29 protein-coding genes are annotated in these 26701 nt (G+C 69.9%); 23 read left to right on the top strand and 6 right to left on the bottom strand.

Annotated features, from left to right (window positions below; translation table 11 throughout):
• Positions 1-58 precede the first annotated feature (58 nt).
• From aroB to FHU35_RS05015, 3 genes are read left to right on the top strand one after another with little or no spacing between them, the layout of a single operon-like run.
• A complete protein-coding gene (gene aroB, locus FHU35_RS05025; RefSeq protein WP_145737183.1) occupies positions 59-1168 on the top strand; it encodes a 3-dehydroquinate synthase in 1110 nt (369 codons plus the stop codon).
• Entirely contained in the window at positions 1165-1599 is a 435-nt protein-coding gene (aroQ, locus tag FHU35_RS05020) for a type II 3-dehydroquinate dehydratase (protein WP_145737182.1), read from the top strand. The genes aroB and aroQ overlap by 4 nt, the downstream gene beginning before the upstream one ends.
• Positions 1599-3062, top strand: a complete 1464-nt coding sequence (locus FHU35_RS05015) for a beta-xylosidase (RefSeq protein WP_145737181.1) — start codon at positions 1599-1601, stop codon at positions 3060-3062. The genes aroQ and FHU35_RS05015 overlap by 1 nt, the downstream gene beginning before the upstream one ends.
• 117 nt (positions 3063-3179) lie before the next feature.
• On the opposite strand, the gene FHU35_RS05010 is transcribed toward FHU35_RS05015, so the two are convergent.
• Positions 3180-3857 carry a DUF4232 domain-containing protein gene (locus tag FHU35_RS05010; RefSeq protein WP_145737180.1) on the bottom strand — a complete coding sequence of 226 codons (678 nt, stop codon included), beginning with the start codon at positions 3855-3857 and terminating at the stop codon, positions 3180-3182.
• A gap of 84 nt (positions 3858-3941) precedes the next feature.
• Positions 3942-4889, bottom strand: coding sequence for a GlxA family transcriptional regulator (locus FHU35_RS05005; RefSeq protein WP_145737179.1), 948 nt, complete (start codon positions 4887-4889; stop codon positions 3942-3944).
• Positions 4890-4960: 71 nt separating this feature from the next.
• Here FHU35_RS05005 and FHU35_RS05000 point away from each other — a divergent pair, with 71 nt between their 5' ends.
• Both FHU35_RS05000 and FHU35_RS04995 read left to right on the top strand, forming a co-directional pair.
• Entirely contained in the window at positions 4961-6259 is a 1299-nt protein-coding gene (locus tag FHU35_RS05000) for an MFS transporter (protein WP_186459261.1), read from the top strand.
• A 208-nt stretch (positions 6260-6467) separates the two neighbouring features.
• Entirely contained in the window at positions 6468-7163 is a 696-nt protein-coding gene (locus FHU35_RS04995) for a spermidine synthase (protein ID WP_145737178.1), read from the top strand.
• Here the strand turns inward: FHU35_RS04995 and FHU35_RS04990 are convergent.
• Positions 7107-7625, bottom strand: coding sequence for a methylated-DNA--[protein]-cysteine S-methyltransferase (locus tag FHU35_RS04990; protein ID WP_145737177.1), 519 nt, complete (start codon positions 7623-7625; stop codon positions 7107-7109). The two genes, FHU35_RS04995 and FHU35_RS04990, sit on opposite strands and share 57 nt — an antisense overlap.
• Positions 7626-7805: 180 nt before the next feature.
• On the opposite strand from FHU35_RS04990, the gene FHU35_RS04985 reads away from it, so the two are divergent.
• From FHU35_RS04985 to nusB, 3 genes are all read left to right on the top strand, one after another.
• Positions 7806-8915, top strand: coding sequence for a M24 family metallopeptidase (locus tag FHU35_RS04985; protein ID WP_145737176.1), 1110 nt, complete (start codon positions 7806-7808; stop codon positions 8913-8915).
• Positions 8916-8998: 83 nt separating this feature from the next.
• The gene (gene efp, locus FHU35_RS04980; RefSeq protein WP_145737175.1) at positions 8999-9565 is read left to right on the top strand and encodes an elongation factor P; all 567 of its coding nucleotides are present in this window, start codon (positions 8999-9001) and stop codon (positions 9563-9565) included.
• Entirely contained in the window at positions 9562-10014 is a 453-nt protein-coding gene (nusB, locus tag FHU35_RS04975) for a transcription antitermination factor NusB (protein ID WP_145737174.1), read from the top strand. Before efp ends, nusB begins: the two co-directional genes overlap by 4 nt.
• Before the next feature lie 253 nt (positions 10015-10267).
• Here the strand turns inward: nusB and bldD are convergent, their stop codons facing one another.
• The gene (bldD, locus tag FHU35_RS04970; RefSeq protein WP_010311046.1) at positions 10268-10756 is read right to left on the bottom strand and encodes a transcriptional regulator BldD; all 489 of its coding nucleotides are present in this window, start codon (positions 10754-10756) and stop codon (positions 10268-10270) included.
• 288 nt (positions 10757-11044) lie between these two features.
• Between bldD and pyrR the strand changes: the two genes are divergently transcribed.
• From pyrR to FHU35_RS04895, 15 genes are all read left to right on the top strand, one after another.
• The gene (pyrR, locus tag FHU35_RS04965; protein WP_145737173.1) at positions 11045-11641 is read left to right on the top strand and encodes a bifunctional pyr operon transcriptional regulator/uracil phosphoribosyltransferase PyrR; all 597 of its coding nucleotides are present in this window, start codon (positions 11045-11047) and stop codon (positions 11639-11641) included.
• Positions 11641-12573, top strand: a complete 933-nt coding sequence (locus FHU35_RS04960; RefSeq protein ID WP_145737172.1) for an aspartate carbamoyltransferase catalytic subunit — start codon at positions 11641-11643, stop codon at positions 12571-12573. Before pyrR ends, FHU35_RS04960 begins: the two co-directional genes overlap by 1 nt.
• The gene (locus FHU35_RS04955; protein ID WP_145737171.1) at positions 12570-13868 is read left to right on the top strand and encodes a dihydroorotase; all 1299 of its coding nucleotides are present in this window, start codon (positions 12570-12572) and stop codon (positions 13866-13868) included. Before FHU35_RS04960 ends, FHU35_RS04955 begins: the two co-directional genes overlap by 4 nt.
• Complete coding sequence (locus FHU35_RS04950; RefSeq protein ID WP_145737170.1) at positions 13868-14386, top strand: PH-like domain-containing protein; 519 nt, start codon at positions 13868-13870, stop codon at positions 14384-14386. The genes FHU35_RS04955 and FHU35_RS04950 overlap by 1 nt, the downstream gene beginning before the upstream one ends.
• A 53-nt stretch (positions 14387-14439) precedes the next feature.
• Positions 14440-15567 (top strand): glutamine-hydrolyzing carbamoyl-phosphate synthase small subunit, encoded by a 1128-nt coding sequence (gene carA, locus FHU35_RS04945; RefSeq protein ID WP_145737169.1) that lies wholly within the window; start codon positions 14440-14442, stop codon positions 15565-15567.
• Between the two features lie 133 nt (positions 15568-15700).
• A complete protein-coding gene (gene carB / locus FHU35_RS04940; RefSeq protein ID WP_145737168.1) occupies positions 15701-19030 on the top strand; it encodes a carbamoyl-phosphate synthase large subunit in 3330 nt (1109 codons plus the stop codon).
• A gap of 2 nt (positions 19031-19032) precedes the next feature.
• On the top strand, positions 19033-19884 hold the full coding sequence (pyrF, locus tag FHU35_RS04935; RefSeq protein ID WP_145737167.1) for an orotidine-5'-phosphate decarboxylase: 852 nt from the start codon (positions 19033-19035) through the stop codon (positions 19882-19884).
• A 377-nt stretch (positions 19885-20261) separates the two neighbouring features.
• A complete protein-coding gene (locus tag FHU35_RS04930; protein ID WP_145737166.1) occupies positions 20262-20693 on the top strand; it encodes a YbaB/EbfC family nucleoid-associated protein in 432 nt (143 codons plus the stop codon).
• Positions 20694-20706: 13 nt separating this feature from the next.
• Positions 20707-21021 carry a hypothetical protein gene (locus FHU35_RS04925; protein ID WP_246110073.1) on the top strand — a complete coding sequence of 105 codons (315 nt, stop codon included), beginning with the start codon at positions 20707-20709 and terminating at the stop codon, positions 21019-21021.
• Positions 21018-22181, top strand: a complete 1164-nt coding sequence (locus FHU35_RS04920; protein WP_145737165.1) for a WXG100 family type VII secretion target — start codon at positions 21018-21020, stop codon at positions 22179-22181. Before FHU35_RS04925 ends, FHU35_RS04920 begins: the two co-directional genes overlap by 4 nt.
• The gene (locus tag FHU35_RS04915) at positions 22178-22885 is read left to right on the top strand and encodes a hypothetical protein (protein ID WP_145737164.1); all 708 of its coding nucleotides are present in this window, start codon (positions 22178-22180) and stop codon (positions 22883-22885) included. The genes FHU35_RS04920 and FHU35_RS04915 overlap by 4 nt, the downstream gene beginning before the upstream one ends.
• Before the next feature lie 2 nt (positions 22886-22887).
• Positions 22888-23529 (top strand): hypothetical protein, encoded by a 642-nt coding sequence (locus FHU35_RS04910; protein ID WP_145737163.1) that lies wholly within the window; start codon positions 22888-22890, stop codon positions 23527-23529.
• A 157-nt stretch (positions 23530-23686) separates the two neighbouring features.
• The gene (locus tag FHU35_RS04905; protein ID WP_145737162.1) at positions 23687-23956 is read left to right on the top strand and encodes a hypothetical protein; all 270 of its coding nucleotides are present in this window, start codon (positions 23687-23689) and stop codon (positions 23954-23956) included.
• Between the two features lie 274 nt (positions 23957-24230).
• A complete protein-coding gene (locus tag FHU35_RS04900) occupies positions 24231-25313 on the top strand; it encodes a serine/threonine-protein kinase (protein ID WP_145737161.1) in 1083 nt (360 codons plus the stop codon).
• Positions 25310-25675 (top strand): hypothetical protein, encoded by a 366-nt coding sequence (locus FHU35_RS04895; protein ID WP_145737160.1) that lies wholly within the window; start codon positions 25310-25312, stop codon positions 25673-25675. Before FHU35_RS04900 ends, FHU35_RS04895 begins: the two co-directional genes overlap by 4 nt.
• Here FHU35_RS04895 and FHU35_RS04890 read toward each other — a convergent pair whose 3' ends face one another.
• Both FHU35_RS04890 and FHU35_RS04885 read right to left on the bottom strand, forming a co-directional pair.
• Positions 25676-26482, bottom strand: a complete 807-nt coding sequence (locus FHU35_RS04890; protein ID WP_145737159.1) for a hypothetical protein — start codon at positions 26480-26482, stop codon at positions 25676-25678.
• Entirely contained in the window at positions 26473-26682 is a 210-nt protein-coding gene (locus tag FHU35_RS04885) for a hypothetical protein (RefSeq protein WP_145737158.1), read from the bottom strand. Before FHU35_RS04885 ends, FHU35_RS04890 begins: the two co-directional genes overlap by 10 nt.
• Between the last annotated feature and the right edge of the window lie 19 nt (positions 26683-26701).

Raw genomic sequence — 26701 nt, 5'->3', positions numbered from 1 at the left:
AACAACCTCGGTATCCTTTCCAGAATCCCAGAACACCTCGATTGCCGAAGGGACGACGATGACCGAGCCGGTTCGGATCAGCGTGAACGGCCAGCAGCCCTACGACGTGGTCGTCGGCCGGGGTCTGCTCGGTGAGCTGGTGGAATACCTCAGCGACGCGTCGAGCGTCGCTCTGGTGCACCAGCCCACGATCACCGCCACCATCGAGGCGGTCCGCGAAGAGCTGACCGAGGCCGGCATCGACGCCCACCGCGTCGAGATCCCCGACGCCGAGGACGGCAAGAACCTGCAGGTCGCCGGGTTCTGCTGGGAGGTGCTGGGCAAGATCGGCATGGACCGCGACGGTGTCGTGGTCTCCTTCGGCGGGGGTGCGGTCACCGACCTCGGCGGGTTCGTCGCGGGCACCTGGATGCGCGGCGTGAAGGCCGTGCACGTGCCCACCACGCTGCTGGGGATGGTCGACGCGGCGGTCGGCGGCAAGGCCGGCATCAACACCGACGCGGGCAAGAACCTGGTGGGCCTGTTCCACGAGCCGAGCCTGGTGCTGTGCGACCTGGCGACGCTGGAAGGCTTGCCGCGCAACGAACTTCTCGCCGGCATGGCGGAGGTCGTCAAGGCCGGATTCATCGCCGACCCCGAGATCCTGCGGCTCATCGAGGCAGACGCGGAGGTCGCCACGGACCCGGCCGGTGAGGTGCTGGCCGATCTGGTCCGCCGCTCCATCCAGGTCAAGGCCGACGTCGTGTCCTCGGACCTCAAGGAGTCGCACCTGCGCGAGGTGCTCAACTACGGGCACACGCTCGCCCACTCCATCGAGCGGCGCGAGCGCTACCGCTGGCGCCACGGGGCTGCGGTCAGCGTCGGACTGGTCTTCGCGGCGGAACTCGCCCGGCTGGCAGGGCGTCTCGACGACGACACCGCCGACCGGCACAAGCGCATCCTCGACCAGCTGGGGCTTCCCACCACCTACGACCCGGACGCGCTGGGCTCGCTGATGGAGGGCATGAAGGCGGACAAGAAGAACCGCTCCGGCGTGCTGCGGTTCGTGGTGCTCGACGGCCTGGCCAAGCCGGAACGGCTGGAAGGCCCGGACCCGTCGCTGATCGCCGCCGCCTACTCGGCCATCACCGGTGGTGAGAGCAAGTCCAGCACGGAGGTGCTGCTGTGAAGGTCCTCGTCCTCAACGGGCCCAACCTGGGGCGGCTCGGCAAGCGCGAGCCGTCGGTCTACGGCAGCACCACCTACGCCGACCTCGTGTCGATGTGCGAGCGTGCGGGCGCGGATCTCGGGGTCGAGGTCGAGGTGCGGCAGACCGATCACGAGGGGGAGATGGTCGGCTGGCTGCACGAGGCCGCCGACGCCTCCTGGCCGGTGGTGCTCAACGCGGGCGCGTGGACGCACTACTCGGTGGCGGTGCGCGATGCCGCCTCCCAGCTGACCGCCGACCTGGTCGAGCTGCACATCTCCAACGTGCACAAGCGAGAGCCGTTCCGGCACACCAGCTACCTGTCCGACATCGCGACCGCGGTGATGGCGGGGCTGGGCGTGGCCGGATATCCGCTGGCGATCCGCTGGCTGGCCGAGAACGCGGGGGAGTAGTGCGCGGCTCCGGCCGGCTGCCGTTATGCCTGGTCGCCGTCGCGCTGCTGGCCGGGTGCACGCACGTCTCCGGCACTCCCGTCGCCCCGGTCGCGCAGCAGCGGCGCCCGGCTCCGGTGCCGCAGCCGGTGGAGCTGACCACGGGCGCCGAGCGGGGGAGTCCGGGCGTCGTGGCGGCGGGCGGGCAGCCCGCGCCCTACAACTACGGGCCGACGGTGCTGGCCGAGGACGGCCGGTACCGGGCGTGGTGGTGCAGCCAGCTGCCGGGCGTGGGGCCTGCGGGCGACGACATCCTGCACGCCTCGTCGGCATCGCCGGACGGCCCGTTCGCCGAGGGCGGTGCGCCCGCGGTCCCCGTCTTCTCCGGTGAGCCGGGGCGTTTCGACGGCATGCACACCTGCGATCCCTCGGTGCTGCGGGTGGGCGGCCGGTACTACCTCTACTACACGGGTGCGGCAGGGGATCACGCGCACGGCAACGCCATCGGCGTCGCCGGCAGCGCGGACGGCCGGGCCTGGACCCGCCGTCCCGCGCCGATCGCCTCAGCAGCGGGCGAGGTGCAGCGCGCCAACGTCTACGGAGCCGGGCAGCCGTCCGCGGTGTTCGTGGACGGCTGGTTCTACCTGATGTTCACCGACACCACGGCGAAGGGCGCCGGCTGGAACGGTGCCGGTCAGTTCGTGCTGCGATCGCGAGATCCGCTGTTCGGCAAGGACGTTCAGGCGCTGACCGAGCGCGGGTTCCGTCCGGCGGGCGGGGAGCGCGAGCGATCGGTGGCCGACGCGTTCAGCGCGGACTTGGCCTACTCGCCGACGCTGGACGCCTTCGCCATCGCGCACCAGACCACCGGCGGAACCCGGATCACCTTCTGGGACAGGGAATTCACCCGCCATCCCTACGCGCCGGTGACGATTCCCGGTCCGTGGCAGGAGGGTCCGGGGTTGATCCGCGACGGGGAGGGGTGGATTAGTCCGTCCACATCGGACCCGTGCGGGACGGTGCCGCTCGACGTCCTGCGCGCCACCGGGCTGGCTCCGGCTCCCACCGACATCCGGCACTTCGGCATCGACGTCACCGACGCGGACGGCTGCGACACCGCTCCGCGGGCGGCCCGGGCGTTGGAGGGCTTCGCGGTTCCCTCGCCGATTCGGACGGTCGACCTCGTCCACGACGGCGGGAAGGTTCGCCTCGAACGCCGATCGGTGGCCGAAACCCTGGCGACCGGGATGCTCGACGACCGGCCGGACGCGGTGGACGGCTTGCCGGTGGTCGCCGAGATCGCCTCCGGCGCCCCGGCGCTGCGGTCCCCGTCGGGCGAGATCGGTCTCCTCGACGCGAAGGGTCGTTCGTGGCTGGTCACGGAGGAGGCGGCGAAGGCGAACGCCTCCGCGATCGCGGACGTGACCGAGGCGCAGTGGCGAGCCCACCCCGTTCAGGGCGACCTCCGCTCGGGCGCACGTTGACAACGAACGTTGACATCGCGCAGTTTTAGTCCAAACCGAGGACCCTCGACGCCCGAAATGTCCGCTCAGTTTGGACTAAAACTGGGATTTCACCCGACCAGGTCCAGACGGAGCCGGTCAGGACGGGGAGCCTTGGTGGAGGGTTTCGACCTTGAGCTGTTCGCCTGGGAGGTTCGGGTTGCCGCAGGCGGTTTCGGCCAGGGGGACGAACAGCGAGTCGTACTCCTGGGGCGGGTAGATGCGCAGTCCCCGGGCCTCCTCCGGCCGGCAGGTCTCCGGGTCGTAGTTCTCCGCGTGCGGGGACGCGAGCGGGGCCCACGCCTGGGAACCGGCTCGCAGCGTGATGGCCGGTCCCTTGTCGCCGACGCGATCGGCGGGCTTGCCGATCTGATGGCCGTCCTCGCCGCCGACGAACGACACACCGGCGAATCCCTGGATCTCGCACGTGCGGCTGCCGGAGTTGGTGAACTGCAGCGCGCGGTGCACGGTTCCGGCCCCGGCGTCGACGTACTTCACCGTCACGGTCAGGTCCCCGACCTCGCACAGCTGCACGGCCGGCTGCTCGCTCTCCTCCGTCGCCGTCTCGGAAGGCTCGCCGCTGCCCTGGGTCTCCGGCGGTTCCGCCTCGCTCGGCGCAGGCCCCTCGGTGACCTGGGACCCCGCGGAGGCTCCGGTCGTGGGGTCTTCGATGACCACGCCGCCGGACGACGCGTTGTCGCCTTCTTCGTTGCAGGCGCTGAGGCCTGCGGTCAGCAGTGCGGCGGTCGCCGCCAGGATGATCCTCGCCCGAGTCATGTTCCGCGCCTCCTCCGTGCCGATCGCTCAACTGAGAAGACGCGCATCGGCCGGGAAGGTTGCTCGGGTCGTGAGCGGGCGCGGCTACTGCTGGTGGAAGGTCCGCCGGTAGGCGGCCGGGCCGATGCCCATCCGGGCCCGCAGGTGCTTGCGCAACGACGTCGCCGTGCTCAGCCCCGAGTTCAGCGCGACCTCCTCGATCGGGAGGTCGGTGTGCTCCAGCAGGTGCCGCGCGTGCTCGATGCGCTGCCGCAGCAGCCAGTCCAGCGGTGATGTCCCGGTCTCCTCGCGGAAGCGCCGGGTGAAGGTCCGCACGCTCATGCCAGCGTGCGCGGCGATCGCCTCCAGCGTCAGCGGTTCGGCGAGCCGGTGCATCAACCATTCACGGGTGGGCGCGGTGCCGGTGATGCCGGGGGAGGGCATCGGGCGCTCGATGAACTGCGACTGCCCTCCGTCGCGCCAGGGCGGGACGATGTTGCGCCGCGCGGCCCGGTTGGCGACGTCGCTGCCGTGGTCGTTGCGGAGGACGTGCAGGCACAGGTCGATCCCGGCTGCCACACCGGCCGAGGACAGCACGTCGCCGTCGTCGACGAACAGCACGTCGGGACGCAGGTCGACCTTCGGGAACATCTCGCGGAACTGCTCGACGTGCGCCCAGTGCGTGGTCGCGGGCCGTCCGTCGAGCAGGCCCGCGGCGGCGAGCACGAAGGCGCCGGTGCAGATCGACATGATCCGCGTGCCCGCGGGCAGGTTCCGCAGGTACGCGGTGACCTTGGGGTCCTCGGCGAAGTCGTCGGTCTCGACGCCGGGGACGATCACGGTGTCCGGTTCGCCCAGCGCGTCCGTCCCGGACTCCGGCATGATCGAGAACCCTCTGGTCGTGCGGAGGGGGCCGCCGTCGATGCTGCAGACGTGGACCTCGTACAGCGGGTCGTCCGAGCTGGAGGCGCAGGGGAAGACCTGCGGCGCGATCGACAGGTCGAACCCGACGACGGTGTCCACGCCCAGCACGGCGATGCGATGCGGCCTCATGGCCGAATCTTCCCACAGATTGTCCTTCCGGCCACTGGTTCGGTCACCAGCGCTGGATGATGCTGGTCAGCATGGTTCGAGTGCTGCCTGCGCGGGTCCACCCCGCTTGGTCGATCGCCGTCGTCGCGTTCATCGCCCTGGTGGGGGCCGCGGCCTTCCGGTCGGCGCCCGGAGTCCTGATGGACCCGCTGCACCAGGAGTTCGGCTGGCCGCACGGGCTGATCTCGGCGGCGGTGTCGCTCAACCTGCTGCTGTACGGCCTCACCGCGCCGTTCGCGGCGGCGCTGATGATCCGGTTCGGGATCCGGCGCGTCACCACCGCGGCGCTGGTGCTGGTGGGCGTCGGCAGCGGGCTGACGGTCTTCATGACCGAGCCGTGGCAGCTGATCCTGTGCTGGGGGCTGCTGGTGGGCTTGGGGACCGGCTCGATGGCGCTGGCGTTCGTGTCCACTGTGGTGGATCGCTGGTTCGTGGCCAGGCGAGGTCTGGTGAGCGGGGTGCTCACGGCGGGCAGCGCGACCGGCCAGCTGGTCTTCCTGCCGGTGGAGGCGGTGCTGGTGGAGAACTGGGGCTGGCGGGTGGCCTCGTTGGTCATCACCGCCTCGGCCCTGCTGGTGGCGGTGATCGTCCGGCTGGTCATGCGCGAACATCCCAGCGATCTCGGGATGTCCGCCTACGGCGCCAACGGTGACGAGCCGGAACCGGTGCGCGAGCGCGGAAATCCCGCGGTCCTGGCGGTCAAGGCGCTGGCGGAGGCCGCGCGGACGCGCACCTTCTGGTTGCTGGCAGGTGGTTTCGCGATCTGCGGTGCGAGCACGAACGGTCTGGTCAACACCCACTTCGTGCCCGCCGCGCACGACCACGGGATGCCCACCACGATGGCCGCGGGCCTGCTCGCGGTCATCGGCATCTTCGACGTGCTGGGCACGGTGGCGTCGGGATACCTCACCGACAAGATCAACCCGCGGGTGCTGCTCGCGATCTACTACACGCTGCGCGGGATCTCGCTGTTCGTGCTGCCGCACCTGTTCGCTCCGGCGCCGGGCATCGAGATGGTGCTGTTCGTGGTGTTCTACGGCCTGGACTGGGTCGCCACGGTGCCGCCGACGATGGCGCTGTGCCGGGAGCACTTCGGGTCGAAGGCCTCGGTGGTGTTCGGCTGGGTGTTCGCCTCGCACCAGATCGGCGCCGCGTTCATCGCCGGTGGAGCCGGGCTGATCCGCGACCACTTCGGCGACTACGCGCTCGCCTGGTACGGAGCCGGGTTGCTCTGCCTGCTGGCGACGGCCTTCTCGGTGTCGATCCGGCGGAACGCCCCCGAGGAGCCCGCCGCGGACCGGGGCGCGGATCCCGCCCGGACGGGCGCCTGAGGGGCGTTCGCCACGGCTCATTCTGAGAGCGCTCCCAAGATCGGCAAAGCGGCCGTTCCGCGCAGCCGGAGCTCGTCCGGATGGCTCAGCCGGCCGCCTGACCAGCGAGTTCGCCGGCTCCGCCGGGGCGAATCGGTTCAGATTCGCTGACCTGCGAAATTGCCAGTTCGTGCGAGCCGGTGGGAACGGCCGGGTAGTCTCAACGGCCATGTCTGAGGTTCTCGCCCGCGCGGTCGCCGAGCGCGGTGAGCTCGTGCTGATGCGCCGCGACGACGCGCTGGAACTGCGGGTCAACGGCGTGTTCGTGATGGACACCGCGCACACCGCGACCGAGCGCATGCTGGCCACCGCCACGCTGGAGCACCTCACCCGCACCGACGGGCTGCGGGTGCTGATCGGCGGGCTCGGGCTCGGGTTCACGCTGCGCGAGGTGCTGGCCGACGAGCGCGTGCGCGAGGCGCACGTGGTCGAGATCGAAGCCGATCTGGTCGCCTGGCACCGCGACGGCCTGATCCCCGACACCGCGGCCGCGCTGGCCGACGAGCGGGTGCGCATCAGCGTCGGCGACGTCGCGGAGGTCCTGGAGGACCAGCCGGACGGCGGCTGCGACGTGCTGCTGCTCGACGTCGACAACGGTCCGGACTTCCTGGTCTACGAGGCGAACTCGGCCCTCTACGAGTCGCCCTTCCTCCGCCGCTGCGAGGACAAGCTCGCTCCCGGCGGCACGCTCGCGGTGTGGTCGGCCGACACCTCACCGGACCTGCTGGGAGCGATGCGCGACGTCTTCGGCGAGTGCGTCGAGCTGGCGATCCCGGTCACCCTCGGGCAGCGCGAGACGACCTACCACCTATTCGTCTCGCACCAGGTCGAGTTCGAGCAGGCTGGGCTCCAGGATTCCCTCTAGCACCAGCAGCTTTCGCTTGGCGTCCAGGCCGGGTCCGAACCCGCCGAGCCCGCCGCCGGAGGCCAGCACCCGGTGGCACGGCACGATCAGCGGCACCGGGTTGGAGCCCATGATCGTGCCCACCGCGCGGGACGCCTCCGGCCTGCCGGAGAGCTCGGCGAGGCCCTTGTAGCTGACGGTGTCGCCGAAGGGCACCAGCTCCTGCAGCGTCCGCAGCACGTGCGCGCGCAGCCCGTCGAGACCGGTCCAGTCGATCGCGAGCTGGAACTCCTTGCGGTGGCCGGAGAAGTACTCGTCGAGCTGGCGCACCACCTCATCGGCCGGACCGCCGCGCTCGGCCGAGGGGAACTCGCTCAGCGCGACGTCCGGGCCGGCGAAGGCCACGTGCCGCACACCGCTCTCGGAGGTCACCGCGGTGATCTCCCCGACCGGGCCCGACAGGGTGCTCCAGCGCAACTCCACGCGGCAACCATACCGGCCCCGGCCGACACTCCTCCCGGTCCGCGGAAGATCCGCTCACCTGCGGCTTTCCGCGCCCCCGAGTTGCACGTGACGGGTCCGTCCAGCAATGTCCTGGCGGTTTTCCGCAATCGCCCGTCCGAGGCAGGTCAATCCGCTGTCCTGCGAGTTAGGGTCCGAAACATGTCCGAATCGCACGCCCACCGACGAGACGCACTCCGCAGCCGGCTGCGGGAGCGGGACCTGGACGCCATGCTGGTGACCGACCTGCTCAACATCCGCTACCTGACGGGCTTCACCGGGTCCAACGCCGCGCTGGTGGTGCACGCCGCCGATGATCCCGGCGGCGAGAGCCGCACGGTGTTCTGCACCGACGGTCGCTACCTGACGCAGGCCGAGGAGCAGGTCGGCGATCTGGAACGCGTCATCGACCGGGCGAGCGACCTGACCATCGCGCAGCGGCTCGGCGAGGAAGCCGCCGTGTACCGGCGGGTCGGTTTCGAATCCCAGCACGTCACCGTCGACAACCGGGACGTGCTCGACGACGCGGCGGGCAAGTCCGAGCTGGTCCGGGCACCGGGCACGGTCGAGCAGCTGAGGCTGATCAAGGACGCAGCCGAGATCGAGGCCCTGCGGATGGCCTGCGCCGCCGCCGACCGCGCGCTGACCGAGCTCATCGAGCACGGCGGGCTGCGCCCGGGGCGCACCGAGCTGGAGGTCGCCCGCGACCTGGAGGCCCGGATGCTGGACAACGGCGCCGCGGGCCCGTCGTTCGAGACGATCGTCGCCGCGGGCGCGCATTCCGCGGTCCCGCACCACCGGCCCACCGACGCGGTCCTGGCCGCCGGGGACTTCGTCAAGATGGACTTCGGCGCGCTGGTCGACGGCTACCACTCGGACATGACCCGCACCGTGGTGCTGGGCAAGGCGGCCGACTGGCAGCGGGAGATCTACGAGCTGGTCCGGGCCTCGCAGAGCGCCGGGCGAGCGGCGGTGAAGATCGACGCGGAGGTCCGCGACGTCGACACCGCGGCCCGCGACGTGATCGCCGATGCCGGGTACGGCGAGCAGTTCCTGCACGGCTTGGGACACGGCGTGGGGCTCGAGATCCACGAGGCACCCACGTTGTCCCAGCGAGGGGACGGTAGAATTGCCGAAAGGATGGCGGTCACCGTCGAGCCTGGCGTCTATCTGGCCGGGCAGGGCGGGGTCCGTATCGAGGACACACTGGTCGTGCGTCCCGGCACACCGGAGCTCCTCACCCTGACGACCAAAGAGCTCGTCGAAGTCTGACGCACGACGAGTGCGCGGAATTTCGCCGGCAGCCCGTTGCGGCCCGGCGCAACGCCAAGCCATCACCACAGGAGAACACCCACGTGGCTTCCACGAACGACCTGAAGAACGGACTGGTGCTCAACCTCGACGGCCAGCTGTGGTCCGTCGTCAACTTCCAGCACGTCAAGCCTGGCAAGGGCGGCGCCTTCGTCCGCACCACCCTCAAGAACGTGCTCTCCGGCAAGGTCGTCGACAAGACCTTCAACGCCGGCGTGAAGGTGGACACCGCGAACGTCGACCGTCGCGAGATGACCTACCTGTACTACGACGGCAACGACTACGTCTTCATGGAGCCCGAGACCTTCGACCAGGTCACCGTGACCAGCGATGTCGTCGGTGACGCCGCGAACTACATGCTGGAGAACAGCCAGGTGGTCGTGGCCCGGCACGAGGACGCGCCGCTGTACGTCGAGCTGCCCGCCTCCGTGGAGCTCGTCGTCGAGCACACCGACCCGGGCGTGCAGGGCGACCGCTCGACCGGCGGCACCAAGCCGGCGACGCTGGAGACGGGAGCCGAGGTCCAGGTCCCGCTGTTCCTGAACACCGGCGACAAGGTCAAGGTCGACCCGCGCGACGGCCGGTACCTCAGCCGCGTCAACTCCAAATGAGCGGCTCGCGCAGCAAGGCTCGAAAGCGTGCGGTCGATTTCCTCTACGAGGCCGACCTGCGCGAGACCGATGTGGTCACGCTCATGTCCGACCGGATCGGTGCGCCCGACACGGCCGCCGTGCCCGACTACACGATCATCCTGGTCGAGGGCGTGAACGAGAACCGCGAGCGGATCGACGAGCTGCTCACCCAGCACATCGAGGGCTGGACGCTCTCGCGGATGCCGGTCGTGGACCGCGCGGTGCTGCGGCTGGGCCTCTACGAGCTGCTGTGGTGCCCGAAGGGCGACGTGCCGCCCGTGGTGGCCGTGGACGAGGCGGTGGAGCTGGCCAGGGCTCTGTCCACCGATGACTCGCCGCGCTTCGTCAACGGCGTCCTGGGCCGCCTGGCGGGCATCCGAGACCGGCTCCGCAAGACCCTCCCCAAGGAGGAGACCCCGGTCGACTGAGTGGTCGATCTGCGGTCTTTCTGGAGCAACGGCTGTCGCCGCATTCACGAGACGCGAAGAAGGGCACCTGCCAGGCGGCAGGTGCCCTTCTTCGCGTGCGAGGACCCCTCACTCGAACGGAGCCCGCCTGCGTCGCCCTGAGCGAGCACAGCGCGCCTCTCCGGCAGCCGAACGGGTGAGGGGCCTGAAACGCCCAGGGGCACCCGTTGCGGCGTCGCCGCAGGGTGCCCCGGTCCGCTATGTCGGTGTTGTGTCACTCCTCGCGGGCAGGGCGCGCCTCCGGGGGAAGCACACCCCAGTCGATGAGCTGCTCGGTGAGCTCGCCCGGCGTCATGTCGTAGATGATCGCCAGGGACCGCAGGTCTTCGGTGCGGATGGACAGCACCTTGCCGTTGTAGTCACCGCGCTGGCTCTGGATCGTGGCCGCGTAACGGGCCAGCGGACCCACCTTCTCGGCAGGCAGTTGCTGCAGGCGCTCGAGGTTGATCACGACCTTCGTGGCCGGTTCGGCACCGGAAGGCACGCGACCCTCGGGCAGCAGCTCCGCGACCGGTACGCCGTAGAAATCGGCGAGTTCAGCGAGCTTCTGCACGGTCACCGCGCGGTCGCCTCGCTCGTAGGACCCGACGACCACGGCCTTCCACCGTCCGCCAGACTTCTGCTCGACGCCGTGCAGCGACAAACCCTGCTGCTGGCGGATGGCGCGGAGTTTGCTGCCCAGCGCCTTGGCGTAGTCGCCCATGTGGCGTTTCTCCGTTCGTTCGCCCCGTCAGCCGATAACGGCGACCGGGGAGCAAAGCTCAGATCGATACGGAGAGTAATGTTCGCTCGCGAGCGTCACCAGGTCAAGTTGGTCTTCGGTGCCGATGTGGCGAGCGCCAACACACCACCCGGTCGATTGACCCGTTGTCGCTGATAGCGTACTGGTCAGCCCCCTGATGCGCAGGTTCATCGCGAACCCGGATTGCGGGGCAGCTCACACACCATCCTTTAAGGACCCGTCCTGTGAGGCGGAGAAGGAGGTCGCACCGTGGCGTCTCGCCATCAGGCGAGCGCGGCGGAACCGGCAGGGCAGCGAGAGCTGCTTTCCGCCGGTGACGTTGCGCGCACGATAGCCCGCATCGCGCACCAGATCATCGAGAAGACCGCGCTGGACACCGGCGACGGTTCCGTGGTGCTGCTGGGCGTCCCCACCAGGGGAACGCCGCTGGCCAGGCGGCTGGCGGACAAGATCAGCGAGTTCAGCGGGACGACGGTTCCGGTCGGCACCCTGGACATCACGCTCTTCCGCGACGACCTGCGCACGCAGCCGAACCGGCCGCTGGAGCCCACCAACCTGCCGCCCGGCGGGCTCGACGGAGCGCTGGTCGTGCTCGTCGACGACGTGCTCTTCTCCGGCCGCACCGTGCGCGCCGCTCTCGACGCCCTGCGCGACCAGGGCCGTCCTCGCTCGGTCCAGCTGGCCGTGCTGGTCGACCGCGGGCACCGGGAGCTGCCGATCCGCGCGGACTACGTGGGCAAGAACATCCCGACCTCCCGCAACGAGGACGTCGCCGTGCAGCTCGCGGAGACCGACGGCGAGGACCGCGTCGTGATCAACAAGCATGAGTCGCGGGAGGACGTGTGATGCGCCACCTGCTGTCCACCGAGGGCCTCCCCGCCGCCGACGCGACGGCCGTCCTCGACACCGCCGACACGCTCAAGCAGACGCTGCTGGGGCGCGAGGTGAAGAAGCTGCCCACGTTGCGCGGGCGCACCGTGGTGACGCTGTTCTACGAGAACTCCACCCGGACCCGGGTGTCCTTCGAGGTCGCCGGGAAGTGGATGAGCGCCGACGTGATCAACGTCTCGGCCAGCAGTTCGTCGGTCGGCAAGGGCGAATCCCTCCGGGACACCGCGCTGACGCTGGCCGCGGCCGGAGCGGACTGCGTGATCATCCGGCACCCGGCCTCCGGAGCCGCCCACCGGCTCGCGGGCTGGCTGGAGCAGGACGGCACCAAGATCGTCAACGCCGGCGACGGGATGCACGAGCACCCGACGCAGGCCCTGCTGGACGCGGCGACGCTGCGGGAGCGGCTGGGCGACGTCTCCGGGCGTCGCATCGGCATCGTGGGCGACCTGCTGCACAGCCGGGTCGCGCGGTCCAACGTGCACCTGCTGCGGACGCTGGGGGCGGAGGTGACGCTCATCGCGCCGCCGACGCTGGTGCCCGCAGGCATCGAGCACTGGGGCGCCGAGGTCCGCCACGAGCTCGACCCCGAGCTGCCCAAGCTGGACGCGGTGATGCTGCTGCGCGTGCAGGCGGAGCGGATGCACGGCGGCTTCTTCCCGTCGGCGCGCGAGTACTCGATCGCCTACGGGCTCAACGAGAAGCGGCTGGCGAAGCTGCCCGAGCACGCCGTCGTGCTGCACCCGGGCCCGATGCTGCGCGGCATGGAGATCGCGCCGTCGGTGGCCGATTCACCCCGGGCCGCCATCACCCAGCAGGTCGGCAACGGCGTGCACGTCCGGATGGCCGTGCTCTACCACCTGCTCGCCGGAGAGGAACTCACCTCATGAGTCGCGTACTGCTCAAGGACGTCCGCCCCTACGGCGAGGGTGATCCGGTCGACGTGCTGGTCGAGGGCACCACGATCGCCGAGATCGGTGCGAGTCTGGACGTCGACGCCGACGAGATCGTGCAGGGCGGTGGCGCGGTGGTGCTGCCGGGCTTCGTGGACCTGCACACCCACCTGCGCGAACCGGGCCGGGAGGACGCCGAGACGGTCGAGACCGGCTCGATGGCCGCCGCTCTGGGCGGCTACACCGCCGTGTTCGCGATGGCCAACACCGATCCGGTCGCCGACAACGCGGTGATCGTCGAGCACGTGTGGCGCCGGGGCCGCGAGGTCGGCCTGGTCGACGTGCACCCGGTCGGCGCCGTGACCGTCGGGCTCGCGGGCGAGAAGCTCGCCGAGCTGGGCACCATGCGGCACTCGGCGGCCGAGGTGCGGGTCTTCTCCGACGACGGCAAGTGCGTGCACGACCCGCTGCTGATGCGCCGCGCGCTGGAGTACACGCGCTCGTTCGGCGGGCTCGTGGCCCAGCACGCCGAGGAGCCGCGGTTGACCGTCGGCGCGCAGGCGCACGAGGGCCCCAACGCCGCCCGGCTGGGCCTGTCGGGCTGGCCGGCTCCGGCGGAGGAGTCCATCGTGGCCCGCGACTGCCTGCTGGCCGCGCACACCGGCGGAACGCTGCACGTCTGCCACGTGTCCACCGAGGGCACCGCGGAGCTGCTGAGGTTCTTCAAGGGGCGCGAGACGGGCGGATCGGTCTCGGCGGAGGTGACGCCGCACCACCTGCTGCTCACCGACGAGAGGCTGGAGACCTACGACCCGGTCAACAAGGTCAACCCGCCGCTGCGCACCGACGCCGACGCGATCGCCCTGCGCCGTGCGTTGGCCGACGGGACCGTCGACTGCGTGGCCACCGACCACGCCCCGCACGCCGCTCAGGACAAGGACTGCGAGTGGTCGGCCGCCAAGCCGGGAATGCTGGGCCTTCAGACGGCGCTGGGCATCGTGACGCAGACGATGGTGCGCTCGGGCCTGCTGGACTGGCGCGGTGTGGCGCGGGTGCTCTCCGAGCGTCCCGCCGAGATCGCCGGGCTGTCCGGCCAGGGACGACCGATCGCGGTCGGCGAACCTGCGAACCTCGCGCTGGTGGACGCCGACGCGGAGTGGACGGTGCGCGGGGCCGAGCTCGCCAGCTTGGGGCAGAACTCGCCCTTCGAGGGGATGCGGCTGCCCGGCCGGATCGTCGCAACGCTGTTGCGCGGCACGCTGACCGCGCACGAGGGCAAGGTGAGGCGCTGATGGAACGCTTGTTGTGGGTGCTCGCGCTCGCCGCGCTGGCGGCGCTGGTGTTCTTCGGGATGCGACGCGGCTGGCTGGCCCGAGCCCGACGACAGGCGGCCGAGCTGCCTCCGTTCCCGGAGCGGCCGGCCGATCCCGGCGCCGAGGAGCTGCCCGCCGCCACCGGCATGTACATCGGCACGACCAAGGCCGACGACTGGCAGGACCGCATCGCGGTCGGCGACATCGGGCACCGCGCCAACGGGACCGCGCACCTGCACGCCCGCGGCCTGCTGATCGAGCGGGACGGCGCGTCGGCGGTGTGGGTCCCCGCCGAGTCCGTCGTGGACGCCCGGTTGGACCACAAGCTGGCCAACAAGGTCGTGCCCGGCGCCGGACTGGTGGTGGTGACCTGGCGCCTCGGCGATGCGCTGCTGGACACCGGGTTCCGCGGCGACGACAAGGACGCGCAGACCGAGTGGGTGGAGGCGATCCGCTCGCTGCCCGCCCAGACTTCGAACACGTCGGAGGACGGATGAACCACGATCCGTCCGACCGTGGTGCGGGGCACCGCACCAGCACAGGAGGAGAAATGACCGCGCACACACCGGCCGCGTTGGTGCTGGAGGACGGCCGGATCTTCCGCGGGGAGGCCTACGGCAAGGTGGGCCGCTCCCTCGGGGAGGTCGTGTTCACCACCGGCATGACCGGCTACCAGGAGACGCTGACCGACCCGTCGTACCACCGGCAGATCGTCGTGCAGACGGCGCCGCAGATCGGCAACACGGGCTGGAACGACGAGGACGACGAGTCGGACAAGATCTGGGTCGCCGGGTACGCCGTGCGCGACCCCGCCCGCCGCCCGTCGAACTGGCGCTCCACGCGCAGCCTGGACGACGAGCTGACCGGCCAGGGCGTCGTCGGCATCTCCGGGATCGACACCCGCACCCTGACCCGCCACGTGCGCGAGCTGGGCGCGATGCGCGGCGGCATCTTCTCGGGTCCCGAGCTGCTCTCGGACGAGCAGATGGTGGCCGCGGTGAAGGATTCCTCGCAGATGGTCGGCGCGTCGCTGGCCGGGGACGTCACCACCCAGAAGCCCTACGTGGTGCCGGCCGAGGGCGGCAAGCGGTTCACGGTCGTCGCGCTGGACATGGGCATCAAGGCGAACACGCCGCGGATGATGGCCCAGCGGGGCATCGAGATCCACGTGATGCCGCTGGCGTCCACGATGGACGAGATCCTGCAGGTGGCCCCGGACGGGCTGTTCCTGTCCAACGGTCCCGGTGACCCGGCGACCACCGACGCGCAGGTCGAGCTGACCCGCCAAGCCCTGGACCGGAAGCTGCCGCTGTTCGGCATCTGCTTCGGCAACCAGGTGCTCGGTCGCGCGCTGGGCCGCGGCACCTACAAGCTGCAGTACGGGCACCGGGGCATCAACATCCCGGTCATCGACCAGGAGACCGGCAAGGTCGCGATCACCGCGCAGAACCACGGTTTCGCCGTGGAAGGCGAGCCGGGCGAGGAATTCGACACCGACTTCGGCCGCGCGATCGTGTCCCACCACTGCGCCAACGACGGTGCCGTCGAAGGCCTGCGGCTGCTGAACGGGCCGGCCTTCTCCGTCCAGTACCACCCCGAGGCGGCGGCCGGTCCGCACGACGCGGCGCCCCTGTTCGACCGTTTCGTTGATCTCATGTCGGAATCGAGCAAGTCATGAACGCCGTGATGCGAAGCCGAGTCGTACGCAGCTGGACCTCAGGGGAACGTGAAGCACAGCGATCAGCGGAGACGTCGGGACGCGAGCTGCTGCGCCACGTCACCACCACTGAAAATCGCGGAGAGGCGGACTAGTGCCAAAGCGTACTGACATCAAGCACGTTCTGGTGATCGGTTCCGGGCCGATCGTCATCGGGCAGGCGTGCGAGTTCGACTACTCCGGCACCCAGGCGTGCCGGGTGCTGCGGGAGGAGGGCATCCGCGTCTCGCTGGTGAACTCCAACCCGGCGACGATCATGACCGACCCGGAGTTCGCCGATGCCACCTACATCGAGCCGATCACCCCGGAGTTCGTCGAGAAGGTCATCGACGCGGAGCGCCCGGACGCGATCCTCGCGACCCTGGGCGGGCAGACGGCGCTGAACACGGCGATCGCGCTGCACGAGCGCGGTGTGCTCGACAAGTACGGCGTGGAGCTCATCGGTGCCGACGTCGAGGCGATCCAGCGCGGCGAGGACCGGCAGATGTTCAAGGACATCGTGCGCTCGATCGGCGGCGAGGTTCCGGAGTCCAAGGTCTGCAAGTCGATGGACGACGTCCGCTCGTTCGTCGCCGGTTCGGGTCTGCCGGTGGTCATCCGGCCCAGCTTCACCATGGGTGGTCTGGGCTCGGGCATGGCCCACACCGAGGAGGACCTGGAGCGGATGGCCTCCTTCGGCCTGTCCGAGTCCCCGGTGCACGAGGTGCTCATCGAGGAGTCGGTGCTCGGCTGGAAGGAGTACGAGCTGGAGCTGATGCGCGACCACGCCGACAACGTGGTGATCATCTGCTCCATCGAGAACGTCGACCCGATGGGCGTGCACACCGGTGACTCGGTGACCGTGGCCCCGTCGATGACGCTGACCGACCGCGAGTACCAGCACATGCGCAACGTGGGCATCGACGTGCTGCGCGAGGTCGGCGTGGAGACCGGCGGCTGCAACATCCAGTTCGCGGTGCACCCGCAGACCGGCCGCATGGTCGTCATCGAGATGAACCCGCGGGTGTCGCGCTCGTCGGCGCTGGCGTCGAAGGCGACCGGGTTCCCGATCGCCAAGATCGCCGCGAAGCTCGCCGTCGGCTACTCCCTCGACGAGATCCAGAACGACATCACCGGTGAGACGCCGGCGTCGTTCGAGCCCACGCTGGACTACGTGGTCGTGAAGGTGCCGCGGTTCGCCTTCGAGAAGTTCCCGGGCGCCGACACCGAGCTGACCACGACCATGAAGAGCGTCGGCGAGGCGATGTCCGTGGGCCGCAGCTTCTCCGAGGCCTTGGGCAAGGCGCTGCGGTCGATGGAGACCAAGTCCGTCGGCTTCTGGACCAAGCCCGATCCCGTGGGCGACGACGGGAAGCCCGCCACGCTCCAGTCCACTCTGGACGATCTGCGCACCGCGCACGACGGCCGGATCTACACCGTCGAGCGCGCGCTGCGCTTCGGCGCGACCGTCGAGCAGGTGCACGAGGCCTCGGGCATCGACCCGTGGTTCGTCGACCAGATCGCCGCGTGGGTGGAGCTGCGTCGCGAGCTCGTCGACGCCCCGGTGCTGGACGCCGCGCTGCTGCGGGTCGCCAAGCGCGCGGGTCTGTCGGACCGCCAGATCGCCGCGCTGCGCCCGGAACTGGCCGGGGAGGACGGCGTTCGCGCGCTGCGCCACCGGTTGGGCGTGCGGCCGGTCTACAAGACCGTCGACACCTGCGCCGCCGAGTTCGCGGCGAAGACGCCGTACCACTACTCGGCTTACGAGTCCGACCCGGCGGCGGAGTCGGAGGTCGCTCCGCAGCGCGACAAGCCGAAGGTGATCATCCTCGGTTCGGGCCCGAACCGCATCGGCCAGGGCATCGAGTTCGACTACTCCTGCGTGCACGCGGCCACGTCGCTGAGCGACGCCGGGTACGAGACGGTGATGGTCAACTGCAACCCGGAGACGGTCTCCACCGACTACGACACCTCCGACCGCCTGTACTTCGAGCCGCTGACCTTCGAGGACGTGCTGGAGGTCGTGCACTCGGAGCAGCAGTCGGGCACGGTCGCGGGCGTCATCGTGCAGCTGGGCGGCCAGACCCCGCTGGGCCTGGCGCAGCGCCTGGCCGACGCGGGCGTGCCCGTCGTGGGCACCCCGCCGGAGGCCATCCACCTCGCCGAGGAGCGCGGTGCCTTCGGTGACGTGCTGGTCGCGGCGGGCCTGCCCGCTCCCCAGTACGGCACGGCGACGTCGTTCGACGGTGCCAAGCGGATCGCCGACGACATCGGGTACCCGGTGCTGGTGCGGCCGTCCTACGTGCTGGGCGGCCGGGGCATGGAGATCGTCTACGACGAGGCGTCGCTGGCCAACTACATCGCCCGCGCCACCGAGGTCACCCCGGAGCACCCGGTGCTGGTGGACAAGTTCCTCGACGACGCGATCGAGATCGATGTCGACGCGCTGTGCGACGGCAACGAGATCTACCTGGGCGGCGTGATGGAGCACATCGAGGAGGCCGGCATCCACTCCGGCGACTCGGCGTGCGCGCTGCCGCCGATCACCTTGGGGCGTCAGGACATCGAGATGGTCCGCCGTTCCACCGAGGCGATCGCCCGCGGCGTGGGCGTGCACGGTCTGCTCAACGTGCAGTACGCGCTCAAGGACGACGTGCTCTACGTGCTGGAGGCCAACCCGCGCGCGTCCCGGACGGTTCCGTTCGTCTCCAAGGCCACGGCCGCTCCGCTGGCCAAGGCCGCTGCGCGGATCATGCTGGGCGCCAAGATCTCCGAGCTGCGTTCGGAGGGCATGCTGCCCGCCGAAGGCGACGGCGCGGACCTGCCGGTGGACGCGCCGGTGGCGGTGAAGGAAGCCGTCCTGCCCTTCCACCGCTTCCGGACCCGCGAGGGCGTCGGGGTGGATTCGCTGCTCGGGCCGGAGATGAAGTCGACCGGCGAGGTGATGGGCATCGACACCTCCTTCGGTCAGGCGTTCGCCAAGTCGCAGGCCGGGTCCTACGGTTCGCTGCCGACCTCGGGCACGGTGTTCGTCTCGGTCGCCAACCGGGACAAGCGCTCGCTGGTGTTCCCGGTCAAGCGGCTCGCCGACCTCGGGTTCGAGATCATGGCGACGGAGGGCACGGCCGAGGTGTTGCGGCGCAACGGCATCCCCTCCACCGTGGTCGCCAAGCACACCGAGTCGGTCGAGGGCGAGCGCGACGTCGTCGACCTGATCAAGGCCGGCGAGGTCGACATGATCATCAACACCCCGTACGGGAACCCGGGTCCGCGGGTCGACGGCTACGAGATCCGCACGGCTGCGGTGTCCCGCGACGTCCCGTGCATCACCACGGTGCAGGGCGCGGCGGCGGCCGTGCAGGGCATCGAGGCGGCGATTCAGGGCAACATCGGCGTCCGCCCGCTGCAGGACCTGCAGGCCGCGCTGCGGCAGGGCGGTGAATGACGATGGCTGACGACCAGCTGCGCGCGGGCTTCGGCGCCCGGCTGGCCGACGCGGTGAGCCGGCGAGGACCGCTGTGCGTGGGCATCGATCCGCACCCGTCGCTGCTGCACGCCTGGGACCTGGGGGAGAGCCCCCAGGCCCTGGAGCGGTTCGCGTTGACGGTGGTGGAGGCGCTGGCCGATCGGGTGGCGCTGCTCAAGCCGCAGTCGGCGTTCTTCGAGGCCTACGGTTCGGCCGGTGTCGCGGTGCTGGAGAAGGTGATCGCCGAGTCGCAGCAGGCCGGGGCGCTGGTCCTGCTGGACGTCAAGCGCGGCGACATCGGGTCGACGATGGCGGCCTACGCGATGGCCTACCTCGACGAGCGGGCCCCGCTGGCGGCCGACGCGATCACGCTCTCGCCGTACCTCGGCTACGGCTCGCTGGCCCCGGCCATCGGCCTGGCCGAGCAGAACGGGAGGGGCGTGTTCGTGCTGGCCCGCACCTCGAACCCGGAGGGCATCGGCCTGCAGCAGTCGGTGCACGGCAGCGGTGACGCGGTCGCGCAGTACATCGTGGACGCCGCGGCCGAATCCAACCTGGGCAAGGAGCCGATGGGTCACGTGGGTGTGGTGGCGGGAGCCACCATCCCGCCGGGAGAGCTGGACTTCTCCGACCTCAACGGACCCATCCTCGCCCCCGGCCTCGGCGCCCAGGGCGCCACGGTCCAGGACCTCAAGGCGGTCTTCGGCAGAGCCCTGCCCCACGTCCTGCCGACCACGTCCAGGGACGTCCTCCGCCACGGCCCGGAGATCAAGTCCCTGAGGGACACCCACAGCCGCCTGGCAACGGACATCAACCAGGAACTGGGCCTCTGACGCTCAGAACGGCAGCCCCGCACGATCCCCTCGTGCGGGGCTCCGTTGCTCTCCGGGCTCGGCATCTCCCAGTTTTAGTCCTAACTGAGCGGACATTTCGGGCGCGAAGGGTCCTCGGTTTGGACTAAAACTGGGACATGCCAACGCTCAGCGCCACCGTTCGTCGGATGAGGTCATCACGAGGGTGGACGGGATGCGCAACAGCGGGATGGTGATGGTTCAGCAGTTCGTCGCGAGGCGCATCGACTCGAATGCCGCGTTCAACACGCTGACGAAAGCAGATCCCACCTCCTGATAACGCCTTCGCCGAAATCCCACCCACCTCACCGACACCTCGGATACCGTCGCCGGAGCGAAGTCGATCAGGGGAGGATCGAATGACCGGCGCGGCCGAGCGCATTCAGGAGATGCTGCGCACCTTCGAAGAGCAGGCGGCGAAGGCCACCCAGCTCCAGTCCGCGGTCCAGGACATGCGGGGAACCGCCACCAGCGATGACCGCTCCATCACGGTCTCCGTGGCGCCATCAGGAGCAGTCCTCGACCTCCAGCTCGCTCCGAACGCGGTGCGCAAGCAGGCCCACGAGCTGCAGCAGCAGATCATGGACGCGATCCGGCGGGCGACGACCAACGCCGCGGAGCAGATGAACGAGACGGTCGCTCCCATCCTGGGGGATCGGTTCTCGGAGTTCGAGGAAGCGTTCAACGCGCAGACCTCGGTGATGAAACCCCGGGAGGACGGGTCGTCTCGACCGCCCAAGAGCGGGCCGGACGAAGACGAGGACTTCGGCTCCGACTCGTTCCTGCGCTGAGGAGGGGAGCACCATGACGGATCTCCGGATGACCCCGCCGACCCTCACCGGCCACGGCGCGGGCTGCGAATCGCTCGCAGACAAGTTCGGTCAGCTCGCCGATCTGCTGCACCAGGCCGAGGTCGGTGATCAGTGCTTCGGGCCGCTCGGTGAGTTCTTGTTCAGCTCCTACTCCTCCGGCCTTCGCGAGTGCCAAGACCTGGCGACGAAGGCCCAGGAATTCCTGGTGCACACCAAGGAGCAGCTGGACGAAACGGTCAAGGACTACGCCGAGACCGAGCAGCGGGTCATCGAATCCCTCAACGAGGCGGGGGAGGGCATGGCATGAGCGCCCCTCAAGGTCCTGGTGATCTCCACACCCTGAACAAGGGCGAGGGGAAGGCCAAGAACTGGTTCGAGCAGTCAGCGGGTTACGGCTCGTCGTGGGCTGGTGCCTCCCAAGACCTGGCCGATGCCTCATCGCCGCCCGAATGGGGCGTCGCTTCGGTCTCCGCTCGTGCCGAAGCGTTGCAGACCATGGCCAGTCCCGGTCAAGCGCTCGCCGACAACGGCCTCGGATTCCTGGTTTCGATCGTGCTGACACCGCTGATCGAGCTCGCCGAGGAGGTGTACGGCGATCCGGAGCAGATGCGCGCGACCGGCGAAGGCTGGGAGAACGTGGCGAAATGGCTCGATCAGGTGGCGGAGCAGGAACCCCAGCGAGCCCAGTCCACCGCGGAGACCTGGGTCGGGAAGGACGGCGATGCCTTCCGCAACCAGATGACCGAGTTCGGTGACGGCGTCAAGGCTCTGGCCGCTGACATCCGCGATCTCAAGAGCACGCTGGACATGGCCGCGGACATCTTCGACATGTTCATGGAATTCTTCATCCAGGTCGTCACGGAACTGATCATCGGCCTGATCATCCAGTGGCTTGCGGCTCTGGCGGCTTCGTGGATCACCGCCGGCGCCTCGGTGGGAGCCGCGAGCGCGGGCACGGCAGCCCAGGTGGGCATCCAGGGCGGCCGCGTCGCGACCCGAGTGGCCCAAGTCCAGCGCAAGCTGTACCAGCTGTTCCAGAAGCTCGAACAGCTCCTCCAAAAACTCCGCGAAACAGCCAAACTGCGCCAGGTCATCACGAGGATGGACGGGATGCGCAACGGCGGGATGGTTCAGCAGTTCGCCGCGAGGCGCATCGACTCGAATGCCGCGTTCAACACGCTGACGAAAGCAGATCCCACATCCTTGGCCACGACTGCGAGCAGTCGGTTTTCCCAGGAGACCGGTGCTGGTGCTTTGGCGGGCAACCTCGCAAAACGCTTCATGACCAGTACTTTTGGTGGGCAAACGCGCATCAGCGGGGCGCTGTTCGACGCGGGTGTGTCGACTGCAACGGACGCGGCGGTCGAGCAGGGGGCCAATGCCGCCTACGGAGTTGGTGAAGATCAGGCCACCGGTGAGTTGGGTGAGCAGGAGCGCGACTCTGCTCAGGAGAAGGGTTTTCAGTGATCGAGGTTCTTGCGGTTCGCCAGCAGTGGTGCAGGCGGGGTGAGGCGATCCTGTGGTGTCACGCCACGCAGCTCAGCTGTGGTTTCGACGTGGAGGGTCTGGACCCGCGAGGCAAGCCGAAGAAGGGCCTCGGGGTTCGCGCGATGCTCGGGTCCGGGGACAAGGCCGTGGGCGCTGTGGCCGGGATCGCGGAGGCCGCGGCCGGGGCCAGTGGTGGTTCGGATTTCGCGGATCCGCCCGCGAACGTGGTCTTCGGTGGTGCTCCTGACTGCATGGCGATCCAGGAGCTGGCCCGAGTTCCCGCGCACGCCCGCGTCGGGTGCTGGGTTCTCACACCGCAGCGCCTTGCCTGGCTGACCTTCGACGCGGATCCTGACGAGGAAGACCAGTCGCAGGGACTGCTCGGTGGCGCGTTGAGGTTCGGCAGGGGAGCGGTGAAGCTCGCCCAGGAACTCGCCACGACCAAGACCGAGCACGAACCCGGAGTGCCCGTTCCGGTTTCGCAGGTCACTTCTCGTCTGGAGATCGAGCGCGCGGCGATCACCGAGGTCAGCGTCCAGCGCCGCGATCTCGGGCGCGGGTACAAGTACAAGCCCTGGTATCTGCGGGTGAAGTTGACAGATGGTTCCGGCGTGGACGTGTGCAGGTCCCACGAGCAGGAACGAGTTCAGCGCGTTCTCGACATGTCCCACGGAAAGATCTGACGATGCGGGATCAACGTGAAATCGTCCGCCTGCTCACCGAGCGCTGGTGCGGACCTGGCGAGAACCTGGCCTTCATCATCGGAGGTCCGCAGAAGTCCGGTTGGTTCGGTACGACTCTCGGAAACGCGTGCCATGTCCCGCACATGGCCGGCGATGACCGGGTCCATCCCCCGTGGCCGCAGGTCAATCCGCTGGTCGCAGCCGGTGAGTTCCTCGCGGACGAATGGGTGCACGACCCTGCCGTGTTCGGTTGGGCGCACGCTGACGACCCGGAGCAGTCGGCTCCGCGGAGCGTCGCGGCCCTGAACGGCGGCGGGCATCTCTCCTGGCTGGTGTGCACCGACCAGCGACTCGCCGTGGTCGTCGAAACGGATGCGCTCTCCGAGGCGGAGAGCTCCGGCGAACGTCCAGGTCTCCTCGGCGGGTGGCTGGGCAAGGGCAAAGCGAACAGCGGCAGGGTCGAACCGATCGAAACCTGGTGGCAGCTGCGGATCAGCGGCATCGCCGAGTTCACCTCGGCTGCTCTGGGCAGGGGAGTCGAGCCGATCGAGTTCTTCCGGATCAACTTCACCGACGGGTCGGCGGTCGAGTTCCGGCTCAAGGACGCGGCGGAACTGGTGAAGATCGCCGGACAGCGCATCTGACGGTGGCGGGCCGATCTGCCGGCTGAGGTGATCTTCGTGGAGTTGCCGCGGGGGTGGGGTCGTGGTGGCTAGCGTGTGGCCGTCGAGCGATTTCTGGGAGGGACGTGCGTTGGTGGCACAGGTGTGGCAGTGGACTGGTGGGCGGGTTGCGGCGTGCATGGTTCCGCTGCTGTTGCTGGTCGGTGGGTGCGCTCTGATGTACGCGCACCAGGAGGGTGAGGCGCTGGGGTGGCTCGGGGTCGCGGTGACCGGTGCGACGCTGGTGTTCGTGTTCGGCCACTGGGGGCGCTACTCCGACTACGACGGCCGGGCGACCGTGAAGCTGCCCGCGGTCGTCTGGTTGTTCCGCGTCGCCCAGTACGTCCTCGGGGTGCTCGCGGCTCTGTTCGTCCTCTCCTGGGTCCTGTCGACCGTCTTCGCCTCGTAGTCGAGCTCCCCGGCGGGGCGTCTCGGTGGGGAACATCATTCGGTCTCGGGTGAGGAACGTTTCGGCGTCATCCACCCGGCCCCGGGCAGCGGGATCGGACGTCGTCAGCCGTGCGGCGGCGTCCGGTTCGGCGGGATCGTCGCTGGTCCGGAGCTGATCGGAGCTGGCCGAACACCTCGGAGCCCCCTCTCTCGTTGGGGAGGGGAGCTGGCGATCTTGGAGTGGGGTTCACCCGTTAGGGTCGCTGTGTTGAGGGGTTCGGAGGACTAGCTCGATGACCGACGATGCTCCGCTGCTGGGTGAGCGGTACCGCCTGGGGTCTCGCGTGGGCGGCGGCGCGATGGCCGATGTGCACCGGGCTATGGACACCCGCCTGCAGCGGCTCGTCGCGGCCAAGGTCTTCCGCTCGGCCACGGATGAGCTGGGGCGCAAGCGATTCGCGGAAGAGGCGCGGATCCTGGCGGGGCTGAGTCACCCGGGCCTGGTGACGGTCCACGACTTCAGCGCCGACGCGGACGAGCTCTTCCTGATCATGGAGTTGATCGAGGGCGGCACGCTGGCCGACGTCGCCGAGTGGGGCCCGATGCCCCCGGAGGACGTCGCCGACATCGGTGGCAAGCTCGCCGACGTCCTGGCCTACGTGCACGACAACGACATCGTGCACCGCGACGTCAAACCCACCAACGTGCTCGTCGGCAACGACGGCCGCGCGTACCTGGCCGACTTCGGCGTCTCGCGCCTGGCCGACGCGGCGGGCCGGTTGACCGACTCCGGCATGGTCGTGGGCACCACCACCTACATGGCTCCGGAGCAGGTTTCCGCCGGTGACGTCGGGTTTCCGGCCGATGTGTACTCGCTGGGCCTGGTGCTGCTGGAGTGCGTCACCGGCCGCGTGGAGTACCCGGGCGGACCGGACGCGGCGGTGGCGCGACTCGTGCGTCCGCCGCAGATCCCGCAGGGCATCCCGGGGCGCTTGCGACGCGGTCTGATGGCGATGCTCTGCGCCGATCCCGCGCGCCGGATCAGCGCAGAGCAGGCCGGTGACGTGCTCAGCGGGCGCACGACCGAGGTCATGGCCCCCGTTCCGGCGCCGATGCCGGTACCGCCGCCGCGCATCCCGCAGCAGCGGGTTCAGCGCCCGCCGACGACGTCGATGCCGATCCAGCAGCCCCCGTCGCGCTCACCGGTGGCGCCCGTCGCGGCCGGTGCTCTGGCGGTGGCGGCAGTCGCTGCGCTCGCCGTGGCCTTCTGGCCCGAGAGCAACGAGATCGACGTGCTGCCACCGGTTTCCGGAGCGCCCGGCGTGGAGCGGTTGCCCGCGGACCTGGAGAACCTGGAGAGGCTGGTGCGCGGGTGAACCGGCTGCTGCCCGCCCTGGTGCTGGTCGGTGTCGCGCTGGCCGGGTGCGGCGAAGACCCGCAGGTGCGCGCGCGGCTGGGCGCCCGCGTCGCCGAGGTCAAAGCCGCGGCCCTGGCCTACGACCGGCTCGACGCCGAGACCGCGCTGGCGGCGCTGCACCGCGACATCGCCGAGGCGGTCGCCGAGGGCACGCTCGACTCCGCGAGCGCCGGGTCCATCATGGCCGCCGCCGACCGGGTGGCCGAGGACGTGCGCACCATCCCGGCTCCGGGGTCCGGCCCGGTGATCGTGACGGTGGTCCCGCCGGAACCCCGCGCCGAGGACAAGAAGTCCCGGGGCGGCGGCAAGCACGACGGCTGATCACCACCGCAACGCCCACGGCGTCACCTCCGCCAGCGGGTCCTCGGGAATCTCCGCGGGCCGCACGTATTCCACCCGCACCACCGCGCCCGGCGAAGGCAGCATCCGCCGTTCGACGAACGCGGGCAGCAGCGTCACCGGATCGGCGAAGTACGTCAGGTCGGCGCCCGCTCCGGTGTTGTCGGCCGGCTGGAACGGGTAGCTGCGCGGATCCACCCCGGCGTCGTGCAGCGCGAACAGCAGGTGCTGCATGTCCCACCGCTCGCCGTCGCGCTCGGCGGGCCGGGCCCGCACCGGGATCCGGAGGTAGCGCTTGCCGCCGATGTCCACCGGGGTCGGTGGCAGCGGCGTCAGGAACCGGTGCTCACCGCGCAGCGACTCGACCACCGCTTCGGCCTGCGCCTGGAGCAGACCGCCGGGGATGATCCCGTCACCGAGCAGCGGTCGCGAGCCCGTCCGGCACAACGAGCTCGCCTCGGGTTCGTCCCACGCCTCGCGCGAGGGAAGGTATCCGTGGCGGACGCCGTCGACGCAGCGGGTGCGCACGACGCTCCGACCCCGCCAGTGCTCGATGCTGGTGCCGACGTGCCGTCCCGTCCGGTAGTCGAAGATCTCGTCGCTGACCCGCACCATGGTGCGCGCGGCAGCGGCCTCGGGGTTCTCGAACCGCTCGCGGCGGGTGTGCACGACGGGCTGGGTGGCCTGCCGCAGGTACATCTCCCAGAACAGGTCCTCGGGGCGCTCCGGTGCCTCGGCCGCGCACCCGGCCAGCAGCGCCCACAGCATCAGGCAGGTCATCACTCGCACAGCGCTTCCACCACGTCCCGGGCTTCGGCGCGGAAGGCCTGGTCGAGGAAGTAGAGCTTGTCGGCGACGTCGGTGAGCTGGCTCCGCGCGACCACCACCTCCACGCCGTCCTGGGCGATGGAGATCTCGTCCCGCACCATCAGCGTCACGACGACCTCGCCGCGACGTTCGCACGCCGGAATTCGCCAGCTGGCACACATGTTCTCGTCCCTCCACGTT

It is taken from the genome of Saccharopolyspora dendranthemae (assembly GCF_007829955.1).
GTDB lineage: Bacteria > Actinomycetota > Actinomycetes > Mycobacteriales > Pseudonocardiaceae > Saccharopolyspora > Saccharopolyspora dendranthemae.
This window is presented reverse-complemented; position numbering and strand designations above follow the sequence as displayed.

What these genes read in the sequence shown, in the direction of transcription:
- FHU35_RS04910 (WP_145737163.1), top strand. Translation starts at nt 22,888, where the DNA reads ATGCGGGATCAACGTGAAATCGTCCGCCTGCTCACCGAGCGCTGGTGC.
- FHU35_RS04985 (WP_145737176.1), top strand. Translation starts at nt 7,806, where the DNA reads ATGTCCGAATCGCACGCCCACCGACGAGACGCACTCCGCAGCCGGCTG.
- FHU35_RS04925 (WP_246110073.1), top strand. Translation starts at nt 20,707, where the DNA reads ATGACGGATCTCCGGATGACCCCGCCGACCCTCACCGGCCACGGCGCG.
- FHU35_RS04920 (WP_145737165.1), top strand. Translation starts at nt 21,018, where the DNA reads ATGAGCGCCCCTCAAGGTCCTGGTGATCTCCACACCCTGAACAAGGGC.
- FHU35_RS05005 (WP_145737179.1), bottom strand. Translation starts at nt 4,889, where the DNA reads ATGAGGCCGCATCGCATCGCCGTGCTGGGCGTGGACACCGTCGTCGGG.
- FHU35_RS04905 (WP_145737162.1), top strand. Translation starts at nt 23,687, where the DNA reads ATGGTTCCGCTGCTGTTGCTGGTCGGTGGGTGCGCTCTGATGTACGCG.
- bldD (WP_010311046.1), bottom strand. Translation starts at nt 10,756, where the DNA reads ATGGGCGACTACGCCAAGGCGCTGGGCAGCAAACTCCGCGCCATCCGC.
- aroB (WP_145737183.1), top strand. Translation starts at nt 59, where the DNA reads ATGACCGAGCCGGTTCGGATCAGCGTGAACGGCCAGCAGCCCTACGAC.
- pyrF (WP_145737167.1), top strand. Translation starts at nt 19,033, where the DNA reads ATGGCTGACGACCAGCTGCGCGCGGGCTTCGGCGCCCGGCTGGCCGAC.
- FHU35_RS05010 (WP_145737180.1), bottom strand. Translation starts at nt 3,857, where the DNA reads ATGACTCGGGCGAGGATCATCCTGGCGGCGACCGCCGCACTGCTGACC.
- FHU35_RS04960 (WP_145737172.1), top strand. Translation starts at nt 11,641, where the DNA reads ATGCGCCACCTGCTGTCCACCGAGGGCCTCCCCGCCGCCGACGCGACG.
- FHU35_RS04955 (WP_145737171.1), top strand. Translation starts at nt 12,570, where the DNA reads ATGAGTCGCGTACTGCTCAAGGACGTCCGCCCCTACGGCGAGGGTGAT.
- FHU35_RS05000 (WP_186459261.1), top strand. Translation starts at nt 4,961, where the DNA reads ATGGTTCGAGTGCTGCCTGCGCGGGTCCACCCCGCTTGGTCGATCGCC.
- FHU35_RS04930 (WP_145737166.1), top strand. Translation starts at nt 20,262, where the DNA reads ATGACCGGCGCGGCCGAGCGCATTCAGGAGATGCTGCGCACCTTCGAA.
- FHU35_RS04995 (WP_145737178.1), top strand. Translation starts at nt 6,468, where the DNA reads ATGTCTGAGGTTCTCGCCCGCGCGGTCGCCGAGCGCGGTGAGCTCGTG.
- FHU35_RS04900 (WP_145737161.1), top strand. Translation starts at nt 24,231, where the DNA reads ATGACCGACGATGCTCCGCTGCTGGGTGAGCGGTACCGCCTGGGGTCT.
- FHU35_RS04885 (WP_145737158.1), bottom strand. Translation starts at nt 26,682, where the DNA reads ATGTGTGCCAGCTGGCGAATTCCGGCGTGCGAACGTCGCGGCGAGGTC.
- nusB (WP_145737174.1), top strand. Translation starts at nt 9,562, where the DNA reads ATGAGCGGCTCGCGCAGCAAGGCTCGAAAGCGTGCGGTCGATTTCCTC.
- FHU35_RS04950 (WP_145737170.1), top strand. Translation starts at nt 13,868, where the DNA reads ATGGAACGCTTGTTGTGGGTGCTCGCGCTCGCCGCGCTGGCGGCGCTG.
- carA (WP_145737169.1), top strand. Translation starts at nt 14,440, where the DNA reads ATGACCGCGCACACACCGGCCGCGTTGGTGCTGGAGGACGGCCGGATC.